Origin of the sequence: Bacillus australimaris (assembly GCF_001307105.1) — a bacterium.
Classification (GTDB): Bacteria; Bacillota; Bacilli; order Bacillales; family Bacillaceae; genus Bacillus; species Bacillus australimaris.
Map to the genome: position 1 here is coordinate 18,916 of NZ_LGYN01000002.1, position 25,440 is coordinate 44,355.

General features: G+C 39.9%; 34 protein-coding genes. 22 read left to right on the forward strand and 12 right to left on the reverse strand.

Annotation, left to right across the window (positions count from 1 at the left end):
- Positions 1 to 226: 226 nt before the first annotated feature.
- The gene (locus tag AKG37_RS04610) at positions 227 to 607 is read left to right on the forward strand and encodes a NucA/NucB deoxyribonuclease domain-containing protein (protein ID WP_060697831.1); all 381 of its coding nucleotides are present in this window, start codon (positions 227 to 229) and stop codon (positions 605 to 607) included.
- A 148-nt stretch (positions 608 to 755) separates the two neighbouring features.
- On the forward strand, positions 756 to 1,604 hold the full coding sequence (locus AKG37_RS04615; RefSeq protein ID WP_060697792.1) for an STAS domain-containing protein: 849 nt from the start codon (positions 756 to 758) through the stop codon (positions 1,602 to 1,604).
- Positions 1,605 to 1,637: 33 nt separating this feature from the next.
- Here AKG37_RS04615 and AKG37_RS04620 read toward each other — a convergent pair whose 3' ends face one another.
- Complete coding sequence (locus tag AKG37_RS04620; protein ID WP_060697793.1) at positions 1,638 to 2,180, reverse strand: IseA DL-endopeptidase inhibitor family protein; 543 nt, start codon at positions 2,178 to 2,180, stop codon at positions 1,638 to 1,640.
- A gap of 295 nt (positions 2,181 to 2,475) precedes the next feature.
- On the opposite strand from AKG37_RS04620, the gene AKG37_RS04625 reads away from it, so the two are divergent.
- Complete coding sequence (locus AKG37_RS04625) at positions 2,476 to 2,925, forward strand: hypothetical protein (protein ID WP_060697794.1); 450 nt, start codon at positions 2,476 to 2,478, stop codon at positions 2,923 to 2,925.
- A 47-nt stretch (positions 2,926 to 2,972) separates the two neighbouring features.
- Here AKG37_RS04625 and lexA read toward each other — a convergent pair whose 3' ends face one another.
- A complete protein-coding gene (gene lexA, locus AKG37_RS04630) occupies positions 2,973 to 3,593 on the reverse strand; it encodes a transcriptional repressor LexA (RefSeq protein WP_024425129.1) in 621 nt (206 codons plus the stop codon).
- A gap of 159 nt (positions 3,594 to 3,752) precedes the next feature.
- Between lexA and yneA the strand changes: the two genes are divergently transcribed.
- From yneA to AKG37_RS04660, 6 genes are all read left to right on the forward strand, one after another.
- Entirely contained in the window at positions 3,753 to 4,064 is a 312-nt protein-coding gene (gene yneA, locus AKG37_RS04635; RefSeq protein WP_060697795.1) for a cell division suppressor protein YneA, read from the forward strand.
- A gap of 17 nt (positions 4,065 to 4,081) precedes the next feature.
- Entirely contained in the window at positions 4,082 to 4,729 is a 648-nt protein-coding gene (locus AKG37_RS04640; RefSeq protein WP_060697796.1) for a YneB family resolvase-like protein, read from the forward strand.
- Positions 4,730 to 4,798: 69 nt separating this feature from the next.
- Entirely contained in the window at positions 4,799 to 5,029 is a 231-nt protein-coding gene (locus tag AKG37_RS04645; protein WP_039167715.1) for a DUF896 domain-containing protein, read from the forward strand.
- Positions 5,030 to 5,216: 187 nt separating this feature from the next.
- Positions 5,217 to 7,220, forward strand: coding sequence for a transketolase (gene tkt, locus AKG37_RS04650; RefSeq protein WP_060697797.1), 2,004 nt, complete (start codon positions 5,217 to 5,219; stop codon positions 7,218 to 7,220).
- A 198-nt stretch (positions 7,221 to 7,418) separates the two neighbouring features.
- Positions 7,419 to 7,865 carry a sporulation inhibitor of replication protein SirA gene (gene sirA, locus AKG37_RS04655; RefSeq protein ID WP_060697798.1) on the forward strand — a complete coding sequence of 149 codons (447 nt, stop codon included), beginning with the start codon at positions 7,419 to 7,421 and terminating at the stop codon, positions 7,863 to 7,865.
- Positions 7,866 to 7,949: 84 nt separating this feature from the next.
- Positions 7,950 to 8,168 carry a YneF family protein gene (locus tag AKG37_RS04660; RefSeq protein ID WP_003212379.1) on the forward strand — a complete coding sequence of 73 codons (219 nt, stop codon included), beginning with the start codon at positions 7,950 to 7,952 and terminating at the stop codon, positions 8,166 to 8,168.
- Positions 8,169 to 8,436: 268 nt separating this feature from the next.
- On the opposite strand, the gene AKG37_RS04665 is transcribed toward AKG37_RS04660, so the two are convergent.
- Positions 8,437 to 8,610 carry an aspartyl-phosphate phosphatase Spo0E family protein gene (locus tag AKG37_RS04665; protein ID WP_369810454.1) on the reverse strand — a complete coding sequence of 58 codons (174 nt, stop codon included), beginning with the start codon at positions 8,608 to 8,610 and terminating at the stop codon, positions 8,437 to 8,439.
- Positions 8,611 to 8,819: 209 nt separating this feature from the next.
- Here AKG37_RS04665 and AKG37_RS04670 point away from each other — a divergent pair, with 209 nt between their 5' ends.
- Together AKG37_RS04670 and AKG37_RS04675 are read left to right on the forward strand one after the other, a co-directional pair.
- On the forward strand, positions 8,820 to 9,527 hold the full coding sequence (locus AKG37_RS04670) for a cytochrome c biogenesis protein CcdA (protein ID WP_060697799.1): 708 nt from the start codon (positions 8,820 to 8,822) through the stop codon (positions 9,525 to 9,527).
- A 94-nt stretch (positions 9,528 to 9,621) separates the two neighbouring features.
- Positions 9,622 to 10,104 carry a CcdC family protein gene (locus AKG37_RS04675; protein ID WP_024427085.1) on the forward strand — a complete coding sequence of 161 codons (483 nt, stop codon included), beginning with the start codon at positions 9,622 to 9,624 and terminating at the stop codon, positions 10,102 to 10,104.
- Positions 10,105 to 10,124: 20 nt separating this feature from the next.
- Here AKG37_RS04675 and AKG37_RS04680 read toward each other — a convergent pair whose 3' ends face one another.
- The 4 genes from AKG37_RS04680 to sspO all read right to left on the reverse strand — a co-directional run bounded on the left by AKG37_RS04680 (position 10,125) and on the right by sspO (position 11,629).
- Positions 10,125 to 10,553, reverse strand: coding sequence for a DUF2621 domain-containing protein (locus tag AKG37_RS04680; RefSeq protein WP_060697800.1), 429 nt, complete (start codon positions 10,551 to 10,553; stop codon positions 10,125 to 10,127).
- A gap of 261 nt (positions 10,554 to 10,814) precedes the next feature.
- Positions 10,815 to 11,216, reverse strand: coding sequence for an Hsp20/alpha crystallin family protein (locus AKG37_RS04685; protein WP_060697801.1), 402 nt, complete (start codon positions 11,214 to 11,216; stop codon positions 10,815 to 10,817).
- 102 nt (positions 11,217 to 11,318) lie between these two features.
- Positions 11,319 to 11,465, reverse strand: coding sequence for a small acid-soluble spore protein P (locus tag AKG37_RS04690; protein WP_012010105.1), 147 nt, complete (start codon positions 11,463 to 11,465; stop codon positions 11,319 to 11,321).
- Positions 11,466 to 11,482: 17 nt separating this feature from the next.
- Positions 11,483 to 11,629 carry a small acid-soluble spore protein O gene (gene sspO / locus AKG37_RS04695; protein WP_039178922.1) on the reverse strand — a complete coding sequence of 49 codons (147 nt, stop codon included), beginning with the start codon at positions 11,627 to 11,629 and terminating at the stop codon, positions 11,483 to 11,485.
- A gap of 220 nt (positions 11,630 to 11,849) precedes the next feature.
- Here sspO and acnA point away from each other — a divergent pair, with 220 nt between their 5' ends.
- The 7 genes from acnA (at position 11,850) to AKG37_RS04730 (ending at position 16,646) form a co-directional block, all read left to right on the forward strand.
- Positions 11,850 to 14,579 carry an aconitate hydratase AcnA gene (acnA, locus tag AKG37_RS04700; protein WP_060697802.1) on the forward strand — a complete coding sequence of 910 codons (2,730 nt, stop codon included), beginning with the start codon at positions 11,850 to 11,852 and terminating at the stop codon, positions 14,577 to 14,579.
- 66 nt (positions 14,580 to 14,645) lie between these two features.
- The gene (locus AKG37_RS04705; protein ID WP_060697803.1) at positions 14,646 to 15,149 is read left to right on the forward strand and encodes a TlpA family protein disulfide reductase; all 504 of its coding nucleotides are present in this window, start codon (positions 14,646 to 14,648) and stop codon (positions 15,147 to 15,149) included.
- Between the two features lie 74 nt (positions 15,150 to 15,223).
- Positions 15,224 to 15,349 carry an FbpB family small basic protein gene (locus AKG37_RS18430; RefSeq protein ID WP_003211002.1) on the forward strand — a complete coding sequence of 42 codons (126 nt, stop codon included), beginning with the start codon at positions 15,224 to 15,226 and terminating at the stop codon, positions 15,347 to 15,349.
- Between the two features lie 51 nt (positions 15,350 to 15,400).
- The gene (locus tag AKG37_RS04715) at positions 15,401 to 15,544 is read left to right on the forward strand and encodes an acid-soluble spore protein N (RefSeq protein WP_008357830.1); all 144 of its coding nucleotides are present in this window, start codon (positions 15,401 to 15,403) and stop codon (positions 15,542 to 15,544) included.
- Positions 15,545 to 15,558: 14 nt separating this feature from the next.
- Positions 15,559 to 15,801 (forward strand): small acid-soluble spore protein Tlp, encoded by a 243-nt coding sequence (gene tlp, locus AKG37_RS04720; protein WP_060697805.1) that lies wholly within the window; start codon positions 15,559 to 15,561, stop codon positions 15,799 to 15,801.
- A gap of 107 nt (positions 15,802 to 15,908) precedes the next feature.
- On the forward strand, positions 15,909 to 16,331 hold the full coding sequence (locus tag AKG37_RS04725; RefSeq protein ID WP_060697806.1) for an acyl-CoA thioesterase: 423 nt from the start codon (positions 15,909 to 15,911) through the stop codon (positions 16,329 to 16,331).
- 3 nt (positions 16,332 to 16,334) lie between these two features.
- Positions 16,335 to 16,646 (forward strand): hypothetical protein, encoded by a 312-nt coding sequence (locus tag AKG37_RS04730; RefSeq protein WP_060697807.1) that lies wholly within the window; start codon positions 16,335 to 16,337, stop codon positions 16,644 to 16,646.
- Positions 16,647 to 16,685: 39 nt separating this feature from the next.
- On the opposite strand, the gene AKG37_RS04735 is transcribed toward AKG37_RS04730, so the two are convergent.
- Complete coding sequence (locus tag AKG37_RS04735; protein WP_060697808.1) at positions 16,686 to 16,973, reverse strand: HesB/YadR/YfhF family protein; 288 nt, start codon at positions 16,971 to 16,973, stop codon at positions 16,686 to 16,688.
- 102 nt (positions 16,974 to 17,075) lie between these two features.
- Positions 17,076 to 17,657 carry a glycerol-3-phosphate 1-O-acyltransferase PlsY gene (plsY, locus tag AKG37_RS04740; RefSeq protein WP_060697809.1) on the reverse strand — a complete coding sequence of 194 codons (582 nt, stop codon included), beginning with the start codon at positions 17,655 to 17,657 and terminating at the stop codon, positions 17,076 to 17,078.
- A gap of 155 nt (positions 17,658 to 17,812) precedes the next feature.
- On the opposite strand from plsY, the gene AKG37_RS04745 reads away from it, so the two are divergent.
- The 4 genes from AKG37_RS04745 to parC all read left to right on the forward strand — a co-directional run bounded on the left by AKG37_RS04745 (position 17,813) and on the right by parC (position 23,051).
- Positions 17,813 to 18,226 (forward strand): CoA-binding protein, encoded by a 414-nt coding sequence (locus tag AKG37_RS04745; RefSeq protein ID WP_060697810.1) that lies wholly within the window; start codon positions 17,813 to 17,815, stop codon positions 18,224 to 18,226.
- A gap of 234 nt (positions 18,227 to 18,460) precedes the next feature.
- Complete coding sequence (locus AKG37_RS18435; RefSeq protein WP_077233687.1) at positions 18,461 to 18,664, forward strand: hypothetical protein; 204 nt, start codon at positions 18,461 to 18,463, stop codon at positions 18,662 to 18,664.
- A complete protein-coding gene (gene parE / locus AKG37_RS04750) occupies positions 18,643 to 20,610 on the forward strand; it encodes a DNA topoisomerase IV subunit B (protein ID WP_060697811.1) in 1,968 nt (655 codons plus the stop codon). Before AKG37_RS18435 ends, parE begins: the two co-directional genes overlap by 22 nt.
- A gap of 2 nt (positions 20,611 to 20,612) precedes the next feature.
- Positions 20,613 to 23,051: a DNA topoisomerase IV subunit A gene (parC, locus tag AKG37_RS04755; RefSeq protein ID WP_060697812.1), complete on the forward strand. Its 2,439-nt coding sequence runs from the start codon at positions 20,613 to 20,615 to the stop codon at positions 23,049 to 23,051.
- Positions 23,052 to 23,110: 59 nt separating this feature from the next.
- Here the strand turns inward: parC and AKG37_RS19270 are convergent, their stop codons facing one another.
- The 3 genes from AKG37_RS19270 to AKG37_RS04765 all read right to left on the reverse strand — a co-directional run bounded on the left by AKG37_RS19270 (position 23,111) and on the right by AKG37_RS04765 (position 24,981).
- The gene (locus AKG37_RS19270; protein ID WP_273700875.1) at positions 23,111 to 23,236 is read right to left on the reverse strand and encodes a hypothetical protein; all 126 of its coding nucleotides are present in this window, start codon (positions 23,234 to 23,236) and stop codon (positions 23,111 to 23,113) included.
- Positions 23,237 to 23,279: 43 nt separating this feature from the next.
- Entirely contained in the window at positions 23,280 to 23,615 is a 336-nt protein-coding gene (locus AKG37_RS04760; protein ID WP_060697813.1) for a hypothetical protein, read from the reverse strand.
- A gap of 193 nt (positions 23,616 to 23,808) precedes the next feature.
- A complete protein-coding gene (locus AKG37_RS04765) occupies positions 23,809 to 24,981 on the reverse strand; it encodes an MFS transporter (RefSeq protein WP_060697814.1) in 1,173 nt (390 codons plus the stop codon).
- Positions 24,982 to 25,440: the final 459 nt, after the last annotated feature.

Consider the following 25,440-nt stretch of genomic DNA (forward strand, 5'->3'; position numbering starts at 1 on the left):
TGTCCCCTTTATAGGGGACAAGCTTTTTTGTGTGATTAGATTCGTTGGTTTTCATATATCTAACCTCAGAGATTTGAGATTGTCAGCCTTATCATTTTTTTCACATGTCCTCCGTAAACCACTCATACATTAAAATGACGCATTTCCTTAAAGTCAATTTGAGATGGGGAGGTCACGGATGAGGAGAGGCTGGATCGCTGTTTTCGCCTTATGTTTTTTGATATGGATGGCCATGTTGTTCAGTGGATTTGGAGAGAGCCAGGCAGTAAAAGGGGCTGATCGATATGATCATGTCATTCAATTTCCAAAGGATCGGTATCCTGAAACAGGCAGTCATATTCAAGAAGCCATTCAAAAAGGGCATTCAGATGTGTGTACCATTGACAGGAATGGAGCAGATGCCCGCAGGCAAGAATCATTAAAAGGAATACCGACTAAACCTGGCTTTGACCGGGATGAGTGGCCGATGGCGGTTTGTCTTGAGGGAGGAAAGGGCGCAAGCGTTCAATATGTCAGTCCATCTGATAATAGGGGAGCCGGCTCATGGGTTGGACACCAAATTAGTGGGTTTCCGGATGGGAAAAGAATATTATTCATTGTGAAATAAATGTGAGAAAAAGGCACCTCTCAAGCAGGGGCCTTTTTTGTATATGATCAGAGCGTATCCGAGCTGGCAGGGAAAAAAGATTCAGTGGTACAATCAGTCTATAAAGTACAAAGACTGACAAGAAGAAAATGTGAAGGGACATATGCTTATGGATAAGAACCGTGCATTATACGACTTTTTTATGCAGCATGCAGAGAAGCTGACTGAAACATGGTATGACTCAATTGAGGACGATGATCCAGAATCAATATATCGTTCAACAGATTCCAGCATCATCGCAGAACTAAAACGGCAGAATCAAGATTATTACCAGCATTTTATACGTGCTATTATTGAAGATAAGACGTATTTATATACTGAATTTAAAAAATGGTCTGAGGATTTAGCCAGTGATCCGAAGCATTTAAATACACCATTAGACTATGTCGTGAGAGAATACATGTCGAATCAAAGAGTCGTTCTGCATTATTTAAAAGAATTTATTAAACAGCGTCAAGGTGACATTGATATTGACCGCATTTTTTATTGGTATGATTTAATTTCCGAAGCGTTTAATATTTCAATCCATGTGTTTATCCAGGAATATGTGAAAAATACAACGAAGAAGCTCGTTGCTCAAAGAGATATGATTTACGAACTGAGCTCTCCGGTGATTGTCTTAAAAAGCCAGATTGCGTTATTACCTTTAGTAGGTGACATTGATACAGCGAGAGCAAAGATTATTTTAGAAAATACGTTAAAACAGTGCTCGCAAAAAGACGTTCAGCATTTATGTATTGACCTATCGGGCGTTGTCATTATTGATACAATGGTGGCTCATCAAATCTTTGATCTTGTCACGTCACTTCGATTAATTGGGGTGGAGACGACCATTTCAGGAATCAGACCAGAAATTGCTCAAACAGCTGTGCAGCTAGGGCTTCCTTTTAATGAGTTTCGCACAGCATCATCACTTGCTCATGCGCTGGATCGCATGACTGAATTTTCTCCAATATAAAAACCAGGCCGATTCAAGGGCCTGGTTTTTTATTTAGATGACAGCGTCAATTTTTGTGACTTTCCAATCTTTTTGTACTTTTTCGTACGTTACAGTTCGTTTTACTTTGCGTCCATCAAGTGTTGGGACAGTGAACTCATATGTGCGGACCGTTTGTTTCTTAGAGACAAGTTTAGGCGTAGCTTTTTCCCAATTGAGCATGTTGTCTCCATCACCGACTGGAACTGCCATTTTGCCTTTATGAACAATGAACTGATAGTCTTTTAAACCATGTTTGATGGCATCATTTGTGAAAACTTGAGATAGGTAGATGTTTAATTTTTTCTTTGTATCAAACGTTTTAGAAAGATAGTTGTACGTCATGTCTTTATAGCTAAATGATTTTAATTTGTAATTAGAATGCTCTTTAATTTTGTAGCCTGACATTGCACTCCAAAAGTGTTCTCGTGCATCAAGGGCAATATGTAACGCTTCTTTATTTGTCAAAGGAGCTGATTTTTTGGAAGCGGCCAATGTTGTCGTTTGTAATGAGATCATAAGCATAATAGCAGTTAATAAAACAAATAATTTTTTCAAGGCGATTGCCTCCTTTTCTCAATGAAAACTTCTTATGTTACAAATGTTACAATAATTACAGTGATATTACAAGTATTAAATCTAAATGTTTTTTATTTCTTTTGTTTCTATTTATATAACGTTTGAGGAAGACAAAAAGTTTTCATTTTTTTTATTTTTCTTCTTAATAATTATTTAACCGTTCTAAAGAAGAATGAAACGTCTTTTGGAAAAATTTCTATTTAGACGTTTAACACTCTTTTTTATTTATGACATATACTGTCGTGATGAATGTCTAAAGAAAGTGGTGTTTAATATGTATCATCCGTATGAAGGTGTATGGAATGGGTACTCCTATGATAGGCAGATGCAAGGATTGCCATCTGTTGGTATTCCTCAAGGTGGAGGGTTTCCTGGGTTTCCGATCGGAGGAGGAGGCACTTGGCCAGGGCAAGGTTCAGGCGGACACTCAGCACCGCCGGCACCGCCGCAGCATATCATTTCGCAGTATCAGCAAGCACTCTCTCAGCCACAAAGTATGCAGTCTCTTATATCTGGGCAAGGTGTTGGCGGTGGCCATCAAGCTGTACAATTTGCAGCGGGATGTAATAGAAGGTGGACGATTGTATTAATGAGAAACGGTCAAGTATTTTTAATGTATATCCTTTCGTCACAGCCATTTGGCCGAACTACTGGTTTTATATGGCCGAACTTTACATTTGGTTCCTTCCCAAGTTCAAGTATTCTTGCATATTCTTGTGGATAAAAGAAAAAGCCGGTTCTCATCAGCAGATGATGAAATACCGGCTTTTTTTAATGAATATTTCGAAAAACACCAATCACTTTACCTAGTATACTCACATTCTGTAAAATAATCGGTTCCATTGATGGATTCTCTGGCTGTAATCTAAAGTGTGTATCTTCTTTATAAAAACGTTTCACTGTCGCTTCATCTTCCTCTGTCATGGCGACGACAATATCACCATTGTTAGCGGTGCTTTGCTGACGCACAATGACATAGTCCTTGTCCAAAATACCTGCATCAATCATACTTTCTCCCATAATTTCAAGCATAAACACTTGTTCATCTGGTGCTGCAAATGTCTCTGGAAGAGGGAAGTATTCTTCTACATTTTCAACAGCCGTGATAGGCAGACCGGCTGTTACTTTTCCGATGACTGGAACGTTCATTACAGCACTCTTTGGGATATTCATTTCCTCTTCATCTAGTACTTCGATCGCTCTAGGTTTTGTCGGGTCTCTTCTAATTAAACCCTTCGTTTCTAGTCTAGCTAAATGTCCATGGACTGTTGAACTGGATGCTAGACCGACAGCTTCTCCAATTTCACGAACGGATGGGGGATAACCCTTGCTTTTTACTTCATCTTTGATGAATTTCAGGATATCGAGTTGTCTTTTTGATAGCTTCGTCATCATTTGCACCTCAAAACGTCAATTTTAAAGAAATTATAGCATGTTTTTCCTAACAGTACAAACATAGGTTCGAAAAAAACGTTTGACAGAAACGTTTGTTCGTATTTATAATGAGTGACAGAAAGAGCGAACGCATATTCTATTAGGAGAGATGACATTATGAGGTTAAAAGAATCTATTATTTTTATTGGGGTATTCTCATTCATCGTTGGCATATTTCTCTCACTTATTGCAGTCACAAGCCATAATGATTCAAATCAGTATGTTAAAATAGAGGTTCAATCAGGTGATACTCTTTGGGGATTAGCTGACCAAGTAAACGACAGCAAATCAATCGACAAAAATGCATTTATTGACTGGGTAACCGAACACAATAATCTTGCTTCAACTGAAATCAAGCCTGGAGACATTCTTGTCATACCCGTCAAAAAAGAGCATCCAGTCGTATATCAGCTTGCAACAGTACAGTAGAAAGGTCGATTGAAGGCATGAACGCAATTATTTATGCGCGAGTAAGCACTGTCAAAGAAGAGCAGGAAACCTCGCTGAAAAGACAAGAAGAAGAACTGCTCGCTTTGGCAGCCATGCACAAGATGAATGTAGCCAAAGTCATCAAAGAGAAAGCAAGTGGATACGATCTTGATCGTGATGGTGTGTTTGAAATGCTTGCTGCACTGAAGGAAGAGTCAATTGATGCTGTTCTTATCCAAGATGAAACACGCCTTGGAAGAGGACAAGCAAAAATTGCGCTTCTCCATTGTCTATTTAAAGAGAACGTAAAGGTGTACAGCGTTTTTCATAGAGGAGAGCTTGAGCTTTCAGAAGCAGATGAAATGGTCATTGAGATTGTTGGAGTAGTTGAAGAGTACCAAAGGAAAATTCATAACCTGAAAATCAAGCGGGGAATGAAAAGGGCTGTTGAGCGCGGATACCAGCCTGAACTGAATTTAAGGCAGCAGAATCATGCACCTGGCCGTGAGCGTATTGAAGTACCGATTTCAGAAATTGTTCGATTAAGAAAAAACAACATGACTTTCGCCGAAATTGCTGCAACTCTTCAGGCATTAGGTTTTGACATTTCAAAAGCAACGGTGCATAGAAGGTATCAAGAATATGAAAATGGCCTTACCACCTAAAGCGTGATTTGTTGTCAAAGTGATGGATATTTAGTAGTATGTAGAGAAAATGCTTTAAAGGAGTTTGTCATGATTTCTAAAGAACAGCTTGCAAGAATAAATGAGCTTTCAAAAAAGTCGAAAGAGACCGGTTTATCAGACGCAGAGAAAACTGAACAAAAGCAGTTGAGAGAAGAGTATTTAAAGGCTTTTCGTTCTTCTATGAAAAATACACTTAAAACCGTAAAAATCGTTGACCCGGAAGGAAACGATGTCACACCAGAAAAATTAAAGAGAGAAAGAGATCAAAACCTTCATTAATGCTTTGGTTTCTTGAATTTTGAAAAGATGGGAAGATTATTCTCGTCTTTTTTCATATTTGCATAACTTTTTAGGTGATCGATAAACTAAATGTGATAAAATCCTTCTTTTTCAGCGTGAAATAGTTGTGAAAAAAGGACAGTAGATTTATGATAATGGTGTACACAAGATACGGAAGGGGATTTATATGGAAACGATTGAATTGAAATCTATTGCAACAATACGTACTCTCTCCATAGACGCAATTGAAAAAGCGAATTCCGGTCACCCTGGAATGCCGATGGGTGCTGCACCAATGGCATACGCTTTATGGACGAATCACTTAAACGTAAGTCCGCAAAATCCAAATTGGTTTAACAGAGATCGCTTTGTTTTATCTGCAGGACATGGTTCTATGCTTCTATATAGCATGCTTCATTTAAGCGGATACAACCTGAGCATCGAAGATTTAAAACAATTCCGCCAATGGGGAAGCAAAACACCTGGACATCCTGAATTTGGACATACAGAAGGCGTAGATGCCACAACAGGTCCTTTAGGTCAGGGAATTGCAATGGCAGTAGGGATGGCACTTGCAGAAAGACATCTTGCGGAAACGTATAACAAAGACAACTTTAATGTTGTAGATCACTATACATACAGCATTTGTGGAGATGGAGACTTAATGGAGGGAATTTCCTCTGAAGCTGCTTCACTTGCTGGTCATTTGGGCTTAGGCCGTTTAATCGTTCTTTATGATTCAAATGATATTTCTTTAGATGGCGACCTAGATCGTTCATTCTCTGAAAATGTGAAGAATCGTTTTGAAGCGATGAACTGGGAAGTTCTTTACGTGAAAGACGGCAACAACATTGAAGAAGTTACGGCTGCTATTGAAAAAGCGAAACAAAACACAGACAAACCTACATTAATCGAAGTGAAAACAACGATCGGTTTCGGTTCGCCAAACCGTGCGGGAACGTCTGGTGTGCATGGTGCACCGCTTGGCAGTGAGGAAGCTAAATTGACGAAGGATGCTTACTCTTGGACGTTTGAAGAAGATTTCCATGTACCTTCTGAAGTGTACGATCATTTCAAAGAAGCTGTCAAAGACGCTGGTCAGAAAAAAGAAGCAGCTTGGAATGAGCTATTTGAGCAATACGAAAAAGAATATCCAGAGCTTGCAGCACAGCTGAAGCTTGCGATTGAAGGAAAGCTTCCTGAGAATTGGGATCAAGAGGTTCCTGTTTATGAAGCAGGTTCAAGCCTTGCCTCTCGTGCTTCTTCAGGCGAAGTATTAAACGGCATTGCGAAGCAAGTTCCTTTCTTTATTGGTGGATCTGCTGATCTCGCTGGATCAAATAAAACAACGATTAAAAACACAGACGACTTTGGTAAAAATAATTATGCTGGCAAGAATATTTGGTTTGGTGTCAGAGAATTTGCAATGGGTGCGGCGCTCAATGGTATGGCACTTCACGGCGGACTTCGTGTATTCGGCGGAACGTTCTTTGTTTTCTCAGATTACTTAAGACCAGCTATCCGTCTTGCTGCTCTAATGGGGCTTCCAGTCACATACGTCTTTACTCATGATAGTATTGCTGTTGGTGAAGATGGTCCGACGCATGAGCCGGTTGAACAGCTTGCTTCATTGCGTGCGATGCCTAACCTTTCAGTCATTCGCCCAGCGGATGGAAATGAAACAGCTGCAGCGTGGAAACTTGCTGTATCTTCAACGGATAAGCCGACAGCACTAGTTCTTACTCGTCAAAACCTTCCAACGATTGACCAGACACCTGAGAAGGCATATGAGGGAGTAGAAAAAGGTGGATACGTTGTAGTTGAAGCAGCTGATGCACAGCCAGAAGCACTTCTACTCGCTTCAGGATCTGAAGTTGGTTTAGCCATTGAAGCGCAAAAGGCGCTTGAAAAAGAGGGTATCCGTGCGTCTGTTGTCAGCCTTCCTGCATGGGATCGTTTCGATCAGCAGTCAGACGAATACAAAGAATCCGTTCTTCCTAAAGCAGTACGTGCACGTATTGCGATTGAAATGGGTGCTTCACTTGGCTGGGAGCGTTATACTGGCCTTGATGGTGATGTGATTGCAATTGATAAATTTGGCGCTTCTGCACCAGGTGAAACCATTATCGAACAATACGGATTTACTGTCAGCAATGTGGTCAGCCGTGTGAAAGCGAAGCTAAATAAATAATCGATCTCCAAGCATCACGCTTTTTTGCTATCTGTTTGCAGGGCATTTTCATCCGCTCTGCAAACTTTTTTCTTTTTTCTTGTTTTTTTGACAAAACTAGTTTCTTCTTGCTTCATATATAGACAATTCTTTCTTTCACATTTTTGTATAATACAAGCAATAAACGAGATTGACGAAATGTGAAAGGAAGGGATAGACATGGAACGCCATTATTATATTTATTGGATTGAGGATGAATTTGCGCATCACTATTTTGGCAGAGAATCGATTTTGTTTCATTTGTTTGAGTCATTACACTGGACGAACCGTACTGATGATGAGTTAGTCATGCTTGTGAAGCAAGTGGATTACGTGACGAAACGAATCCCTGCTTTTCATATGCACCAGCGTTTAATGAATAACCTAACGAACATTCACTATACACAAATAGGCTCGATATACAGCGCTTCTTTACCAGATGGAAAAGGAACTGCAGCATTTATTATAAAAGACCGTTATATTCAAATGTCTGCCACCGGCAGTTATGAGGCAGAAGCGGTATTTTTTGAAGTGCTGAGAAAAATTAGTCCTTGCTTCCTCGCGATGGACTTCAGTTCAAAGAAGCACGGGTGGCTCAATCCGGTAAAAGCGAGGAATTTTGTTTAAAAAAATAAAATTGAACGTGAAATGTTGTATAATAGCCTTTTGTTTAGTACACTTTATACGAGACAACATGAAGGAGGAAGAATTATGGATTTATGGGTTGTCATCCTTGTAGGCGTTGTTGCACTGCTTGCAGGAGTTGCACTCGGATTCTTTATTGCTCGTAAGTATATGATGAGCTATTTGAAAAAGAATCCACCGATTAATGAACAAATGCTTCGAATGATGATGATGCAAATGGGCATGAAACCGTCCCAGAAGAAAATCAATCAAATGATGAAAGCCATGAACAACCAAGCGAAATAATACGTACGATATTATGATCATAGATGGAACATGGTTATAAAGATTGGACAAGCGTTGTCCTTTCTTTATTTAATTCACCTTCATCAGACGCTTAAAACCACTGTACTTGCATGAATGAAGCAGGGAAGGTGGTTTTTATTATGGCGTCAAAGCCCATGTGAAAAAACAAAAAACCTCTGTGATCAGAGGTTTTCGTTTCGTTTATGGTCACACATATCAACTGTTTTAAAAATTGTGCGGGATGATTGATATCATGAAATATGATTAATTAGTTGGCTGAGTTTGAGTGTAAGTGTCGTTGATATTGTAAGAGGAGATGATCTAGCTGCTGGCTATGTTCGATGGTCACTGTTGACGTCATCCCATTATGCAAGACAACTTTCATCAGCTCTTCTCTTTTTTCTTCGATTTGAGTTAATAATGATGTTTTTACCAAAGTCATGTTCCTTTCATGCAAATCTTGATAAAAAGAATCGATTCTATTATATCCATTTTAAGGTTTATTTTCAAATTTAAAGGATTCGTTATCTTGATGTCAAATTAAATTATATAAGGTTTTAAGAGAATAGACCATCTTTATTGGGATGATGTAAAAAAAATGAAATGATTTTGTCATCTCTTATTGTATATTGTAAGAAGGGGGGTGTTCTTTTGACAGATTTGAATTACTTTTTAGCATTTGGAGCAGGATTTCTTTCTTTTATTTCACCGTGCTGTCTGCCGCTTTATCCAGCGTTCTTATCGTATATTACGGGCGTTAGTATAGATGAAGTGAAATCTGAGAAGGTGATGCTGAGAAGAAGGAGTCTGCTTCATACATTATTCTTTTTGATTGGGTTCTCTATTATATTTATTGCGATTGGCTTTGGGACATCGTTTGTTGGGAAGTTTTTTTATGATTACCATCAAGCAATTCGTCAAATTGGAGCCATCCTTATTATTTTCTTTGGATTTATGATTCTTGGTGTATTTAAGCCGTCTTTCCTCATGGGAGAGAAGAGAATGCAGTTCAAAAATCGTCCCGCAGGTTTTTTTGGATCCATTCTCATCGGAATGGGCTTTGCTGCTGGATGGACACCTTGTACAGGACCTATTTTATCTGCTGTTATCGCACTCGCCGGTAACAATCCTGAGTCCGCTGTCCCGTATATGATTGCGTATGTATTTGGCTTTGCCGTCCCGTTTTTTGTTCTTTCTTTTTTTATCACAAAAATGGCGTGGATCAGAAAGCGCCAGCAGCTCATCATGAGAGTGGGCGGGGTTATCATGATTGTGGTAGGGATTTTACTGTTCTTTGATCTTCTGACATGGATTATCATTATGTTTTCATCATTGTTTGGCGGTTTTACAGGCTTTTGAAATCGTTTTCTACAGTCGCGGCGAATGGTTTTTTTTCGTCAATTGGAGTATATTATACATAGGCTGACCTTAAAGAATAAAGGACTGATTTGATATGATGATCTTGATCTCTTCTATAATTGCGGTATGTATGGCGGTGGCCGTCATGTTTATTCGCATTAAGTCATCTGCAAAACCTGCAACTGCGAAAAAAATTATTTTACCTCCTATTTTCATGAGCACTGGTGCACTGATGTTTTTTGTGCCTATATTTCGAGTAACAGGAGCTGAATTTCTAGAAGCGATCACTGTGGGGATGTTTTTCTCCATCTTTTTAATCAAAACTTCGAAGTTTGAAATTAGAGGCAATGACATTTACTTAAAGCGGTCAAAAGCATTTGTGTTCATTCTCATTGGACTTCTTGTCCTTCGTATCGGGATGAAGACCATCCTGAGTTCTTCTATTGATTATGGTTCGTTAAGCGGGATGTTTTGGATTCTTGCGTTTGGCATGATTGTGCCTTGGCGAGTTGCCATGTATTTGTCGTTTAGAAAGCTTTCTAAACAATTAGATCCCCAGCAGATTCAAATGAATTAAACCTCCTTTTAAAAAGGAGGTTATTTTAATAACGATTCATATGGCGAGTGATCAATGTTTTTTTCTTGAAGGCGCTTCAGTAAAAACTTATGATCCCGCTTCGGTGTAGCGATAATATAACCGCGAATGATTAAGTCTAAGTTAATGCTGGGCGCCTGTTCTTTTAATGCCAATTCGCCAATTTTACCTGCAATTTTTTCTTTAGCCACATCTCTAAACAGCTCTGGAACAGGTAATACGAGTTCATTCAACAGCTTTTTGTCTTCATCCCGCCACAGGTGAAGGCTCTTTTGAATATATTCATCCTGCCAATCAAGTTCTGATTTCCCATCTTCCTTTGGCAATCGTTTTAAAAATTTGCGAAACATAAAAAAGCCACCGATTGCGAGTAATCCGATCATCACTGTTCCCCAAAATAAAATGAACCACAAAAACCAGCCGCTTAACATGTTCTCACCCCTTATACCCCTTATCTCTCTATTTTATTTTACATGAAGAGATGATAGAAGAAAATAACAAAAATGTATATCTCTCATCTCTATAAACGCCCCTTTTCGTTGAGAGCTGCCCATTTACTAGAATGACCCAAACCATTTAGTAGAAAAAGAATACATTATCATATAGCGATTCTACTATTTGGCCATGGTGATTCGCAAAAGGGATTGACTTGAAACGAACGGAAGAGAGCCCACCTCAATGCAGGTGGGCTCTTAATGTTTGAAGTGCGGGATTTGAAAGGAAAATGCGCCGCTTGGATGGTCTGAACATTTTTTAATTTTAATCGAGATGATTCGATGTTCATAATCTGTTTCAATGTCTTTGTCATTTAAATAAAAGGGGAGCATTACGCTTTTTTCAATTGCCTGTTCGCCTTCATTATTTGGTTTTTGAACTGTGCAAGTCAAAGTGAGCTCATGACCACCGAAGGTCAGCTTTACATCAGTGATTGTTAGGGTGGAGACATCGATCTCGATAATATAATCACGGCTTGTTTCATAAAGATCAATTGGGAGGCGTTCATCATACCAGGCAAATGGATCATCCATTAAGACATTGAGCCAATCATCTATTTCAAGAAAATCAGAGGAATTCAATTGCTTTTCATTCTCCATAAACACTCCTCCATCACATCTCATAATAAATCATATGATGAAGACTGAAATGTGTGAAAGACCTAAAACATCCCGTTTGGTCACGGGATGAGAGGAGAAGTTTTACATATCATGATGAGAATTGTGCTTTTGTCTTGTATGGTTGCGGTTTTTTACTTTTTTACTGCCTGATAATGGCTCAGGCTGTCCGCTTTGATGCTCCTTAGGAGAGTTTTGACGGATGTCTTTCCCAGTGTTTTTATTGGTCATGATGTTTGGCTCCTTCCTTATTGGTTCTTTTTTCGTTTTTTATTGTTTTGTCTTTGTTCTTCTGTTAAAACGAGTTGATCATCTTCTGTGTAGCCTGCACCATTACCCTGGCTTTTGGCTGCGTTCATGCCGTCAATGACATGGTTTGCTTTGCGTTTTGTCATGTTCTATCACCTCATTTGTAGTATGAACCCGCCCCGCTTCGTTTATGAAGAGTAATCATTTCCTGATGATAAGTTAAACTTATTGAATTTAATAAAAGCATTGTTATTTACTTATGTATGAATTTGTTTTAAGATGAAATTGTGAGAAAATTGTGGTGAAATACGACGATTTTTCTGAGAATTGAAATTGATCTTGATCATCAAAAGGGGGATTTTGGACATGTCGAAACAGCAGCAAGTCGCTAAACAAGACGCTTTTCAATCTAGAAAAACGTTTTCGACAAATGGGAAAACATATCACTATTATTCATTAGAAGCACTTGAGAAACAAGGAATCGGAAATGTTTCTAAGCTGCCTTATTCCATTAAGGTACTTTTAGAATCAGTGCTTCGCCAAGTAGACGGTAGAGTGATCAAGAAGGAACACGTTGAAAACCTGGCAAAATGGGGAACTGCCGAGGTAAAAGAAATTGATGTTCCATTTAAACCTTCTCGTGTAATTTTACAAGACTTCACGGGTGTACCAGCCGTCGTTGACCTTGCTTCTTTAAGAAAAGCAATGGCAGATGTGGGCGGGGATCCGGATAAAATCAACCCTGAAATTCCAGTTGACCTTGTTATTGACCACTCAGTACAAGTTGATAAAGCTGGAACTGAAGATGCATTAAACATTAACATGGATTTAGAATTTGAACGTAACGCAGAGCGTTATAACTTCCTTAGCTGGGCAAAGAAAGCGTTTAACAACTATCAAGCGGTTCCGCCTGCAACAGGGATTGTTCACCAAGTGAACTTAGAGTATCTTGCAAGTGTTGTTCATGCGGTTGAAGAAGATGGCGAGCTCATTACTTACCCAGATACATTAGTTGGTACTGACTCTCATACAACGATGATTAACGGTATCGGTGTACTTGGATGGGGTGTTGGCGGTATCGAAGCGGAAGCGGGTATGCTTGGTCAGCCTTCATACTTCCCAGTACCAGAAGTTATTGGTGCTAAATTAGTTGGAGAGCTTCCAAATGGTACGACTGCAACTGACCTTGCATTAAAAGTGACACAAGTTCTACGTGAAAAAGGCGTAGTGAACAAGTTCGTTGAGTTCTTCGGACCTGGTGTTGCACAACTGCCGTTAGCGGATCGTGCAACAATTGCGAACATGGCGCCAGAATACGGTGCTACTTGCGGATTCTTCCCAGTAGACGAAGAAGCTCTTGCTTACCTTCGCCTTACTGGACGTGATGAAGAGCAAATTAATATCGTTGAAGAATATTCTCGCGCAAATGGCTTATTCTATACGCCAGATGCTGAAGAGCCAATTTTTACTGATGTTGTGGAAATTGATCTTTCTAAAATTGAATCAAACTTATCTGGTCCAAAACGTCCACAAGATTTGATTCCACTTTCTGGCATGAAAGAAACATTCCATAAACACATCGAAAGCCCAGCTGGTAACCAAGGGTTTGGCTTAGATAAATCAGAACTTGATAAACAAATCGAATTTGATCTTTCAAACGGTGAAAAAGCTGTTATGAAGACAGGTGCGATTGCAATTGCAGCAATTACAAGCTGTACGAATACATCAAACCCATATGTTTTAATCGGAGCAGGTCTTGTTGCGAAGAAAGCTAGTGAGCTTGGTATGAAGGTACCAAACTACGTGAAAACGTCACTAGCGCCTGGTTCTAAAGTTGTAACAGGATACCTTGTGAACTCGGGACTTCTTCCATATTTAAGAGACCTCGGATTTAACATTGTAGGGTATGGCTGTACAACTTGTATCGGTAACTCAGGACCGCTTGCGAAAGAAATCGAAGATGCTGTCTCTGAAAATGATCTCCTGATCACTTCTGTTTTATCAGGTAACCGTAACTTTGAAGGTCGTATCCATCCGCTTGTGAAAGGGAACTACCTTGCATCTCCACCATTAGTTGTGGCATATGCACTTGCTGGTACGGTAAATATTGATTTAACAAAAGATCCTATCGGTGTCGATAAGAATGGCGAGAACGTTTATTTCAATGACATTTGGCCATCAATGGACGAAATCAACAGCGTCGTTAAAAGCACTGTCACACCTGAGCTATTCCGTTCAGAGTATGAAACTGTTTTTGACAACAATGACCGCTGGAATGAAATTAAAACGACAGATGATGCATTGTACAAATGGGATGAAAATTCCACATACATTGATAACCCGCCATTCTTTGAAAACCTATCAGTTGAACCTGGTAAGGTTGAACCGCTTAAAGGCTTGCGCGTTGTTGCGAAGTTTGGTGACTCTGTCACAACTGACCACATTTCTCCTGCTGGAGCGATTGGTAAGGACACACCTGCGGGCAAATACTTGCAAGAAAGAGGCGTGTCACCTAGAGACTTTAACTCATATGGATCTCGCCGTGGTAACCACCATGTCATGATGAGAGGTACTTTTGCAAACATCCGTATTAAGAACCAAATTGCACCAGGAACAGAAGGCGGATATACAACCTACTGGCCAACTGGCGAAGTGACATCCATTTATGATGCATGCATGCGTTATAAAGAAGATGGAACAGGTCTTGCCATCTTAGCTGGTAAAGACTACGGAATGGGTTCTTCACGTGACTGGGCTGCAAAAGGAACAAACCTTCTTGGAATTAAATTTGTTCTAGCTGAAAGCTTTGAGCGTATCCACAGAAGTAACCTTGTCTTTATGGGAGTACTTCCTTTACAGTTTAAAGACGGAGAAAGTGCAGAAACTCATGGTCTAACAGGAACAGAAACATTTGAAGTTCATGTTGACGAAACAGTTCGTCCGCGTGATCTCGTCACTGTGAAAGCAATTGACACAGATGGAAACGAGAAAACATTTGAAGTGGTTGTTCGTTTTGACAGTGAAGTCGAAATTGACTACTATCGTCATGGCGGTATCCTTCAAATGGTACTTCGCGAAAAATTGGCAAGCAACTAATACAGCAAAGAAGAGAAGGCTTTCTGACAGCTTTCTCTTCTTTTTTAAAATAGTGGAGGATCAATCATGTGGAAAAAAGGAATAGCAAGCGCTGTTTTACTTGTGTTGATTGGTTTACTTGCATGGAATTTATTTGGGCCAAAAGAGCCCTCAATTGGTCTTGAAAAAGGGGATCAAGCCCCTGATTTTGAACTGAAAACCCTTGACGGCAAAACCGCGTCGTTATCTAATTACCGAGGGAAAAAGGTGCTCCTCAATTTCTGGGCAACATGGTGTAAACCATGCAGGACGGAAATGCCGGATCTAGATGCGATTAGGAGCGAAAATGATCAAGTCGAAGTACTGGCGGTGAATTTAACGACCACTGAAAAGAGCGTGAAACATGTTGCAGCCTTTACAGAAGAATTAAAGCTGAGCTTCCCTATTTTATTAGATCAAAAAGGCATTCAAGCAAGATATCAGGTGCTATCATATCCAACTACATACATATTAGATGAAAAGGGACGCATCATGTCTGTAAAGCATCAAATGCTGACCAAAAAAGATATTGAAAAAGAGCTGGATCTATAATGATTCAGCTCTTTTGCTTATTTTCTAAATGTTTTGGCGAAAATGAAATCATACATATACTGGAGGTGAGTGGAATGAGAAGAAGAAAACGCCGCACATTTGAAGAGCTTGTGCTTGAAAATAAAAAAGAATTATTAAGCAATGAGGAATTTTTAAACCAGCTTGAAGAAAAGTTGGAAGAGCGATTTAGACAGAAATAAGTTATGAATTATCCGATTTCGTTCATCCTAAAGAAGAGGGAGGGATGAATGATGGGTAGAGAGCATGATAAACAAGCGCAGTTTACACCAGACCATTTAGGGACAAAACCTGTAGCATACAAACGGAATAAAGGCAAAAAGATGCATAATAAATCAAATGAACAGCCTGATGTGATACAGACCAAGGGCGAATAAGGAGGGGAATCATCATGAATAACGAGTCATATCAATCCAATCCAGATGATCGTTCTGATAATGTTGAAAAGCTGCAAGATATGATTGAGAACACACTTGACAATATCGATGAATCTGAAGCAGCGATGGCCCTTTCGACAGAGGCAGAAAAACAAATGATCAAGCAAAAAAATGAAAACCGCAAAATGAGTATTGATGCGATGCGTTCTGAGATCAAGGATGAGGAAGCGGCAAGAAAGAATAGCTATACCGAATAAACCAGGGATTCCTGGTTTATTTTATTGCCTCTTTTTAGAAGAACCATTTGGAATGTGGTAAAATGGCAGTGACAGACCTTAGGTTTTGATAGGAGAGCGATGAAAACGTGTATATATCCAAAAAAGAAATAGAAGTCCGTTATGCAGAAACAGATCAAATGGGCATTGTGTATCATGCCAATTATTTAATCTGGATGGAAGTCGGCAGAACAGCATTGATTAAAGAATTAGGATTTTCCTATGCGCAGCTAGAAGCAGATGGGGTCCTTGCACCTGTTATAGACTTGCAGGTTCAATATAAAAAACCATTGCTGTATGGTGAAACAGCGATGGTTCACACATGGATTGAAGAATATAATGGTCTCAAAACGGTGTATGGCTACGAAATTCAAAAGCCTGATGGACAAACAGCGATTACAGGGACAACCTCACATATTTGTGTAGATAAAGATACCTTTCGACCTATTCAATTTAGAAAAGCCTTTCCTGCCTGGCATCAAGTATACGAACAGTCGAAGAAGCAGGTTTAATTCATGGCTTTTGGGATTAAACGAAGTGATTTAAACGCTTGGAAATCAGCTGTCCAGCAAGGGAAAGTTGCTTTTTTAACACACTATTGGCTCGATGATCGTTTTCCAAATGCCAATACCGTCACAAAAGCAGCTTGTCAGGATATGAATCAGCTAGTTGAGTGGGGAGAAAAGCACGGACTAAAAAAAGAATGGATTCATGACCGCGCAGGGTTTCCTCACTTTGACTTGATCGGAGATCCGCAAAAAAGAATCCTGCAAAAGGAGCGGTCATTAGGAAATATTCAGGAGTATGGGCTATATATTGAAGTATAAAACAAAAAAGATACCCGAGGGATGAGGTATCTTTTTTGTTTATTCATAATGAAATTCTGGTTCTTTCACGGACTCGTTATAATTAATATGCAGATCATGGTTGTCAAAATACCAAATATCACTTTCCTCAATAAAGAAAGTTATACCTTCTATTTCAGCGGTTGCGCCGGCATTTTGAGGTTCATCTTTTGCGACGCCGAGAGAAAAGCCTTTTTGTACATTACTGCACCCGCCATATCTAACAAAAAAGCGAACTTGATCACCTTTTTCTAAATCTAATTCATCCTTGTACCAATTGAGTGCATCTTCTTTTATCGTTAATTTCAATGTGATCGCCCCTTTTTTGAAGTCATGCTGTTTTATTAAAATGCAGGATGCAAAAAAACAGCTCTTCTTTACTTTTACCACATATTTAAAGTGTTGAAACAGCTATAGCCATTTGATTTTCGGTTCAGTTTTGTTGAGAATTCGTTTGAGGTTGGCGATGTGTCTGTAGATCACAAAGCCAGCAAGAACGGCAACAACAATGATTAAGAATAAGTCTTTGGTGAATATGCTGTAAATGAATGTATAGATGCCGGTCAGCATAGATGATAGTGAAACATATTTACTAATGTATAAAAATAAGAAAAAAGCAGCGATCATCGTGATAAATAGGAACGGGGCATAAAATAACAGCACGCCGCCTGATGTAGCGACTGCTTTTCCCCCTTTAAATTTTGCAAAAACAGGAAAACTATGACCGATAACGGCAGCCACTCCTGCTAATAAGGGTTGAATGTCCAGCTGCATGAAAAACGGTAATGCTGAAGCAAGAGTCCCTTTTAGGATATCAGTTGTAATAACGATAGACCCTGCTTTTATGCCAAGTGTACGAAATGCATTCGTTGCACCTAGGTTTCCGCTGCCATGTTCACGGATATCGATTCCCTTTGCAGCTTTCCCGACAATGAGACCGGATGGAATACTGCCGAGAAGATAAGCCAAAATAAACATCAAAGCAATTAACATCTGCATAACTCCTTTATATTCTCCCTCTTAACTTACATTTTAACATGATCTTGTGAAAAACATGGGAATCTTTTTATGAAAAAAATCGAAAGCAGATGGATTCAACTTTGTTTTTAAGCAGAAATTCGCTAAAATAGAGAAAAAGGAGTGTCTGGATGAATCATCCTACGAAACAAGAAATTGGCCGTATATTAAAGAGCAGTAAACGAATTGCTGTTGTTGGATTATCAGATCAGCCGCACCGGACATCTTATATGGTGTCTAAAGCGATGCAGGATGCCGGCTATGAGATCATTCCGGTAAATCCAACGATTGATGAAGCACTTGGTGTGAAAGCGGTCGCTTCTTTAAAAGACATAAAAGAGCCGGTTGATATCGTCAATGTCTTTAGACGTTCGGAATTTTTGCCCGAAGTGGCAGAAGAATTTCTTGAAATGGACGCACCTGTTTTTTGGGCGCAGCAAGGCGTATATCATGAAGAAGCGAAAAAGCTGATTGAGAAAAATGGTAAGGTCGCCATCATGGATTTATGTATCAAGGTGGCTCATGCGATGACAAAAACTCATTAAATCGTCAAAAATCCTTGGTTTTTCAAGGATTTTTGCTTTTTTGTTGCAGAAATATATTTGCGATTCTAGAAGAAAGCGATAAAATAAGGCGACAGGGACATATCGGCGGCCTTGCATATCGAGAAAAAGAACGATAAGATAAAAATAGAACATTTGTTCTGTTTCGCTGAAATCATCATATGATTGTATTTGGCTTATGAAACAGTCTTGTTTATAATGGACTTCTAGTTCTCATTGCAGAATGCAGAACAGTCTCATAGCCGTGCAAAAGAGCATGTATTGCTGATTCACACATGCATGGTGATGATGCAGCTTATTAAAGTGGACAGTAATGAGCAGCATGATCATCATTTTAATCTAGAGAGATCATTTGATGATGAGCCGGTTATGTTTGTTAGTGAAAGGGGATTAAGCATTTGGTTAAAAAGCAGCAAGTAGATTATAACGATGATTCTATTCAGGTGCTAGAGGGGCTTGAAGCGGTCCGTAAACGTCCAGGGATGTATATTGGTTCTACGGATTCACGCGGTCTTCATCACCTTGTCTATGAGATTGTAGACAACTCTGTCGATGAAGTGCTCGCTGGACATGGAGATCATATCATTGTCAAAATACATAAAGATAACAGCATTTCCGTTCAGGATAAAGGACGAGGAATGCCTACTGGTATGCATAAGCTAGGAAAACCGACACCTGAGATCATTTTAACTGTTCTTCACGCAGGCGGAAAATTTGGTCAAGGCGGTTATAAAACAAGTGGTGGACTTCATGGAGTTGGGGCATCTGTTGTGAACGCGCTGTCAGAATGGCTCACTGTCACAATTGAACGTGACGGATTTATTTATCAACAGCGCTTTGAAAACGGAGGTAAGCCAGTCACATCACTTGAAAAAGTCGGAAAAACGAAAAAAACAGGAACACTGATTCATTTTAAACCAGATCCCACAATGTTCAGTGTCACGACCTATAATTTCGATACATTATCAGAACGTTTAAGAGAATCTGCCTTTTTATTAAAAGGATTAAAAATAGAGCTGATCGATGAACGACATGATGCGCAAGAAACGTTTTATTATGAGACGGGTATTGAAGCCTTTGTTGCTTATTTAAATGAAGAAAAAGATGTTTTGAGTGAAGTCGTCTCGTTTGAAGGAGAGCATCAGTCCATCGAAGTAGATTTTGCTTTTCAATTCAACGATGGCTACTCGGAGAATATCCTTTCCTTCGTCAATAACGTCAGAACAAAAGATGGCGGTACACATGAGTCTGGTGCCAAAACGGCCATGACGAGAGCCTTTAACGAATATGCACGCAAAGTGGTCCTTTTAAAAGAAAAAGACAAAAATTTAGAAGGCACAGATATTCGCGAAGGGCTGTCTGCTATTATTTCTGTCAGAATTCCTGAAGAACTGCTTCAATTTGAAGGGCAGACAAAAGGAAAGCTAGGGACAAGTGAGGCTCGCTCAGCTGTTGATGCCGTTATTTCTGAAAAGCTCGCTTATTTCCTTGAAGAGAACCGGGAAACAGCGACTCTTCTTGTGAAAAAAGCGATTAAAGCACAGCAGGCGAGAGAAGCTGCTAGAAAAGCTCGTGAAGAAGCAAGAAGCGGCAAGAAACGGAAGAAATCTGAAGCGACACTGAGCGGAAAATTAACGCCTGCTCAATCTAGGAACCCGGCAAGAAACGAACTGTACCTAGTAGAGGGTGACTCAGCGGGCGGGTCAGCAAAACAGGGGCGTGACCGTAAATTCCAGGCGGTACTGCCGCTGCGCGGAAAGGTCATCAATACAGAAAAAGCGAAGCTTGCTGATATTTTCAAAAACGAAGAAATTAATACCATTATTCATGCCATCGGTGGAGGCGTCGGTGTCGATTTTAATGTAGAAGACATCAATTATGACAAAATCGTGATCATGACAGATGCGGATACGGATGGAGCGCATATTCAAGTGCTTCTACTGACATTCTTCTACCGCTATATGAAGCCGCTGATTGAGCATGGCAAAGTGTTTATTGCGCTTCCGCCTTTATATAAAGTCAGTAAGGGCTCAGGAAAGAAAGAGATCATCGAGTATGCATGGTCTGATGAAGAAATGGATGACGTACTGAAGAAAGTTGGAAAAGGGTACACGATTCAGCGCTATAAAGGTTTAGGTGAAATGAATGCCGACCAGCTATGGGAAACGACAATGAATCCAGAATCAAGAACGCTAGTCAGGGTCAAGATCGATGATGCTGCACGTGTGGAACGCCGCGTCACAACTCTGATGGGTGACAAAGTAGAACCGCGCCGTAAATGGATTGAAAAGAATGTGGCCTTTGGACTTGATGAGGAAAGTAACATTCTTGAAAATGAAAACTTGTCGCTAGCTGAGGAGGTTTAAACATGGCACAACAAGAACGATTTCATGATTTACCATTAGAAGAAGTGATCGGGGACCGATTTGGTCGCTATAGTAAATATATTATCCAAGACCGTGCACTCCCAGATGCGCGTGATGGACTAAAACCTGTACAACGAAGAATTTTATATGCGATGTATGCAGAAGGAAACACGCAAGATAAAAACTTCCGTAAAGCCGCTAAAACAGTCGGTAACGTGATTGGTAACTACCACCCGCACGGTGACTCATCTGTTTATGAAGCGATGGTGAGAATGAGTCAGGAATGGAAAGTACGAAATGTGCTGATTGAGATGCATGGGAATAACGGGAGTATTGATGGAGATCCGCCTGCTGCCATGCGTTATACGGAAGCAAGACTGTCTGCCATTGCTTCAGAGCTTTTAAAGGACTTAGACAAGGAAACGGTCGAATTTGTTGCAAACTTTGATGATACGAGCAAAGAGCCGGTTGTATTACCAGCGATGTTCCCAAACCTTCTCGTGAATGGATCAACAGGGATTTCTGCAGGTTATGCAACTGATATCCCGCCGCATCATCTGGGAGAAGTAATTGATGGCGTCATTAAACGAATTGAACAGCCGCATTGTACGGTTGAGGATTTAATGACGGTCATCAAAGGGCCAGATTTCCCAACAGGCGGTATCATTCAAGGTGTAGATGGTATTAAGAAGGCATATGAAACAGGAAAAGGAAAGATTATGATTCGTGGAAAAGCGGAGATTGAAACCATCCGCGGTGGACGCCAGCAAATCGTGATCACTGAAATCCCTTATGAAGTGAATAAAGCCAATCTTGTCAAAAAGATGGACGAGTTCCGAATTGAAAGAAAAGTAGAAGGAATTTCTGAGGTGCGAGATGAGACAGACCGTACTGGGCTTCGAATCGTAGTAGAGCTGAAAAAAGAAGCAGATGCACATGGTGTGTTGAATTTCTTATATAAAAACTCAGATCTGCAAATCCCATATAACTTTAATATGGTGGCGATACATAATCGAAGACCGACCTTAATGACGCTGACAACTGTACTTGATGCATATATTGCTCATCAAAAAGAAGTAGTGACGAACCGCTCACAATTCGAGCTTCGAAAAGCGAAGGAACGACACCATATTGTAGACGGATTAATTAAGGCACTTTCAATCTTAGATGAAGTTATTGCCACAATTCGCTCCTCTAATGATAAACGAGATGCGAAAAACAACTTGATGGCGAAATATGATTTTACAGAAGCACAGTCAGAAGCAATTGTTTCACTCCAGTTATATCGTTTAACAAATACAGATATTACGCAATTAAGAGAAGAAGCAAGTGAGCTTGACGTGCGTATAGCAGAGCTTGAAGACATTTTAGCGAATGAAAAAAAACTGCTGAAGGTCATTACGAACAGCTTGAAAAAACTTAAAAAGACATATGCTGATGAGAGAAGATCCGTGATTGAGGAGAAAATCGAAGAAATTAAGATTAACCTTGAAGTGATGATCGCATCAGAGGATGTGTATGTCACGGTCACGAAGGATGGTTACATCAAACGGACAAGCCAGCGCTCCTATGCCGCATCGAACGGTAAGGACTTTGGCATGAAGGATACAGATCGTTTGATTCATCAGTTTGAAATGAATACAACGGATGTTCTTCTGCTGTTTACGGATAAAGGAAGCTACATTTATTGTCCTGTTCATCAGCTGCCAGATATTCGCTGGAAAGACATGGGACAGCATATTACGAATATCATTTCGATTGATCGTGAGGAATCGATTCAAAAAGCCATTCCAATTAAAGAATTTGATGACACATCGTATCTTCTGTTCTTTACAAAAGGCGGAATGGTGAAAAAAACAGAGCTTCTTCAATACAAAGCGCAGCGCTATTCAAAACCGCTTGTCGCTTTGAATCTAAAAGGTGATGATGAACTGGTAGATGTTCATGTCACAACAGGACAGCAGGAATTGTTTATCGCAACGAAAAACGGTTACGGCTTGTGGTTTGATGAAGAAGAAGTAAGTGTTGTTGGCCCGAGAGCGGCTGGTGTCAAAGGAATCAACCTGAAGGAAGGAGACGAGGTCGTCTCTGGCCAGATCATTGATCCGAAGAACGATGTCCTTGTGTTAACAACACAAAGAGGGGCTGTGAAGCGAATGAACCTCTCTGAATTTGATAAAACATCAAGAGCGAAACGCGGGGTTCTTATGCTAAGAGAATTAAAGAAAAACCCGCACCGTATTGTGGCTGTGCTCGCTGCTGCACTGCACGATACACTTGAGATAGACACGGAAAAGGGTGCAACGATTCCACTTGATATCTCTACTCTAAGAGCAAATGACCGCTATAGCAATGGATCATTTATTGTAGATGAGGAAGAGCAGGGAGAAGTGACTCATGTCCTTCTAACGCCTGAACCTGCCCCAGATGAAAATAAATAAGCAAACGAAAGCCCCCTGTGATAAAACAGGGGGCTTCTTTATTTTTATATACGGGTCATTTAGCTCTCGTGGTTGCCAAACATGCTTGTAATGGCGTGCATGACTTCAATTCCTTGGTAGACGAAAAGAGAAAGTGAAGTGACAGAGAATAGACCTAGAATGAATACTCTTAAGAAAAATAACATCGTGTAAAACCTCCCAATTTTTGTTTTGATTTAGATGGTTGGGTTAAACACGAGCTAGTCGAAAATAAGAAGATTGATAGAACACTGCAAGTAAATGCTTCTTTTTCCGGTCAAATTGATCAGTATGAGTGATGCGTGCAAATCCAGCTGTCATACTGCCAATCATCAGCAGTACTGTAAATGCAGCAAATACTGCGCTCACATGTTTTTGTTTCTTTTCATCGCCCATTGTCTGAACGATTTTCATTTCATGTGATTCTTGATCGGCAACCACCTTAGCATGATGGTATACCTGAACGGAATGAGGCATTGAGAACAAATGAAAACTTGCAAGTGCTATGAATAAAACACCTAATTTTAATAGCATATTTTTTTTCATTTTTCTCACCCCTTCCTGGTTATTTTCATGATCTTACCACGTTTTCAGTTATTTGAAAAGTCTTATTTTTTTACTTTCCCTCTTTAAAAAAGCGATAAACATCAGGACATCTATAAGACTGTTTCACTTTGTGAAAGGTTTCAATTTTATTTTTTAAATTTAAAAAAAGTGCCGGATCAAGGATCAGGCACTTTTAATGAGCATGTAATGAGTGTGGTTTTGCTACAGCTTTTGTAAAGATTCCTGCAATACATATGGCAAATAGAACAAATATAAAAGCATGAAGCAGTCCCACTTGATTGGCGAGCAACCCTAAAATAGGCGGGCCGGAAAGGGAGGCTGTGTAACCAGATAAGGTCACAATACTGACGCGTTTGACTGCGTAACGGCTATCATCGCCAGCTGCAGAAATGGTTAGCGGGAAGCCTAAAGATGCGCCAAGTCCCCATAAAAAGATCGATATCATACATACCACAAGTGAAATCTTTAAAATGACCAAGAATAGTCCGGCAGCTGCTGATAAAATAGCCACTCTTAGCAACAACACTCTGCCAAAGCGATCGATCAAACGTCCGCTGATCAGTCTGCCGCTAATCATACCGCACAAAAACAAAGCGTAGATGACCGTACTCATAGAATGTGAAACCTGATAGCCATCCACCATCGCAAGGGGAATCCAATCATTGGCCGACCCTTCAACAAACGCAAGACATAAGGCGATCATCGCAAGAGATATCGTTCGTTTGTTCAGCCATGCTGTTTGAGTGTGATTAACTGTATCTGGCTGCTTCTCAAGCTGATCTTTTCCTGTTCCATGCGGAATAAACCGCGTAGAAATCAATATGCTGAGAAAGAAAAGAAGGGCAATTGCGAGAAGGTGAATCAATACAGAGACCCCTAAATGGATAAAAAGAATACCAGCACCAGCTCCAATTAAAGTGCCAATACTAAAGGAAGCGTGCAATATTGGCAGAATGGTTTTCTTGATGCTGTACTCAATTTCTGTTCCTTCTAAATTCATCGCTACATTACACATGCCAGAGCCTGCTCCAAACAGAAAAAGACCGGCAGTGACAACAAAGATAGAAGAGAGCGTTGAACCAATTGCAAGAGTCGTGAACCCAATAAACATCAAAAAAGCACTAATGACAATCGCCACTCGGCCGCCTTTTTTGCGGACGAATACATTTGAAAGCACAAGCCCAACAATTGAGCCAACAGATAATCCGAGTAAAATAAGTCCCATCGTTCCTGTGTTTGCATGTAATAAATCTCTAACTTCCGGCGTCCGTGAAAACCATGTAGAAATGGAGATACCAGACATCGTAAAGATCACTATAATCGCTTTATACCACTTTAATTCCATCAAATCCCTCACATTTAAAGATATATATGTTATTAAAACAAATCTACTCGATTATAAATGAGACTTGCTGATTCGTAAATAACAGGAGGGAGGAACGTGATGAAAAGTTAGTGAAAAGAAATGTCTTCTGAGATGAATTTGATATGGATACAATGTTGAGATTTGAGATTGATGAGCATTTTTGCAAAGATTAGACGTTTTGATACATTCGAACGTGAAAAGGCATGGAATTTAAGAAATCATCACAGTCGAACATCACGTATGAATTATTGGATACGATTGGCGACAGCAAAGCTGTCACCATAACTTACGTGCCGGTAACAGTGAGCGAATGTTTGTGTCTGTGAAATTCTCCGAATCTCATAAAGCATTTCGGTTTGAATCAATGTAAGTAAAATTTTGATTTTTTCTATTTTGTCTCAATAAGATAAGTATACTTAGAATTGAGACGAGAGAAAT

Coding starts and splice junctions, on each gene's coding strand:
- AKG37_RS04680 (WP_060697800.1), bottom strand. CDS start 10,553: ATGTTAAGCGGCTGGTTTTTGTGGTTCATTTTATTTTGGGGAACAGTG.
- AKG37_RS04760 (WP_060697813.1), bottom strand. CDS start 23,615: ATGAAAAAAAATATGCTATTAAAATTAGGTGTTTTATTCATAGCACTT.
- AKG37_RS04745 (WP_060697810.1), top strand. CDS start 17,813: ATGAATCATCCTACGAAACAAGAAATTGGCCGTATATTAAAGAGCAGT.
- AKG37_RS04615 (WP_060697792.1), top strand. CDS start 756: ATGGATAAGAACCGTGCATTATACGACTTTTTTATGCAGCATGCAGAG.
- AKG37_RS19270 (WP_273700875.1), bottom strand. CDS start 23,236: ATGTTATTTTTCTTAAGAGTATTCATTCTAGGTCTATTCTCTGTCACT.
- AKG37_RS04625 (WP_060697794.1), top strand. CDS start 2,476: ATGTATCATCCGTATGAAGGTGTATGGAATGGGTACTCCTATGATAGG.
- AKG37_RS04640 (WP_060697796.1), top strand. CDS start 4,082: ATGAACGCAATTATTTATGCGCGAGTAAGCACTGTCAAAGAAGAGCAG.
- sspO (WP_039178922.1), bottom strand. CDS start 11,629: ATGACAAAACGCAAAGCAAACCATGTCATTGACGGCATGAACGCAGCC.
- tlp (WP_060697805.1), top strand. CDS start 15,559: ATGAATAACGAGTCATATCAATCCAATCCAGATGATCGTTCTGATAAT.
- AKG37_RS04685 (WP_060697801.1), bottom strand. CDS start 11,216: ATGGAGAATGAAAAGCAATTGAATTCCTCTGATTTTCTTGAAATAGAT.
- AKG37_RS04715 (WP_008357830.1), top strand. CDS start 15,401: ATGGGTAGAGAGCATGATAAACAAGCGCAGTTTACACCAGACCATTTA.
- tkt (WP_060697797.1), top strand. CDS start 5,217: ATGGAAACGATTGAATTGAAATCTATTGCAACAATACGTACTCTCTCC.
- AKG37_RS04675 (WP_024427085.1), top strand. CDS start 9,622: ATGATGATCTTGATCTCTTCTATAATTGCGGTATGTATGGCGGTGGCC.
- parC (WP_060697812.1), top strand. CDS start 20,613: ATGGCACAACAAGAACGATTTCATGATTTACCATTAGAAGAAGTGATC.
- yneA (WP_060697795.1), top strand. CDS start 3,753: ATGAGGTTAAAAGAATCTATTATTTTTATTGGGGTATTCTCATTCATC.
- AKG37_RS04665 (WP_369810454.1), bottom strand. CDS start 8,610: ATGACTTTGGTAAAAACATCATTATTAACTCAAATCGAAGAAAAAAGA.
- AKG37_RS18430 (WP_003211002.1), top strand. CDS start 15,224: ATGAGAAGAAGAAAACGCCGCACATTTGAAGAGCTTGTGCTTGAAAAT.
- AKG37_RS04690 (WP_012010105.1), bottom strand. CDS start 11,465: ATGACCAATAAAAACACTGGGAAAGACATCCGTCAAAACTCTCCTAAG.
- AKG37_RS04730 (WP_060697807.1), top strand. CDS start 16,335: ATGGCTTTTGGGATTAAACGAAGTGATTTAAACGCTTGGAAATCAGCT.
- AKG37_RS04610 (WP_060697831.1), top strand. CDS start 227: ATGGCCATGTTGTTCAGTGGATTTGGAGAGAGCCAGGCAGTAAAAGGG.
- AKG37_RS04660 (WP_003212379.1), top strand. CDS start 7,950: ATGGATTTATGGGTTGTCATCCTTGTAGGCGTTGTTGCACTGCTTGCA.
- sirA (WP_060697798.1), top strand. CDS start 7,419: ATGGAACGCCATTATTATATTTATTGGATTGAGGATGAATTTGCGCAT.
- AKG37_RS04645 (WP_039167715.1), top strand. CDS start 4,799: ATGATTTCTAAAGAACAGCTTGCAAGAATAAATGAGCTTTCAAAAAAG.
- acnA (WP_060697802.1), top strand. CDS start 11,850: ATGTCGAAACAGCAGCAAGTCGCTAAACAAGACGCTTTTCAATCTAGA.
- lexA (WP_024425129.1), bottom strand. CDS start 3,593: ATGACGAAGCTATCAAAAAGACAACTCGATATCCTGAAATTCATCAAA.
- AKG37_RS04705 (WP_060697803.1), top strand. CDS start 14,646: ATGTGGAAAAAAGGAATAGCAAGCGCTGTTTTACTTGTGTTGATTGGT.
- AKG37_RS04765 (WP_060697814.1), bottom strand. CDS start 24,981: ATGGAATTAAAGTGGTATAAAGCGATTATAGTGATCTTTACGATGTCT.
- plsY (WP_060697809.1), bottom strand. CDS start 17,657: ATGTTAATTGCTTTGATGTTTATTTTGGCTTATCTTCTCGGCAGTATT.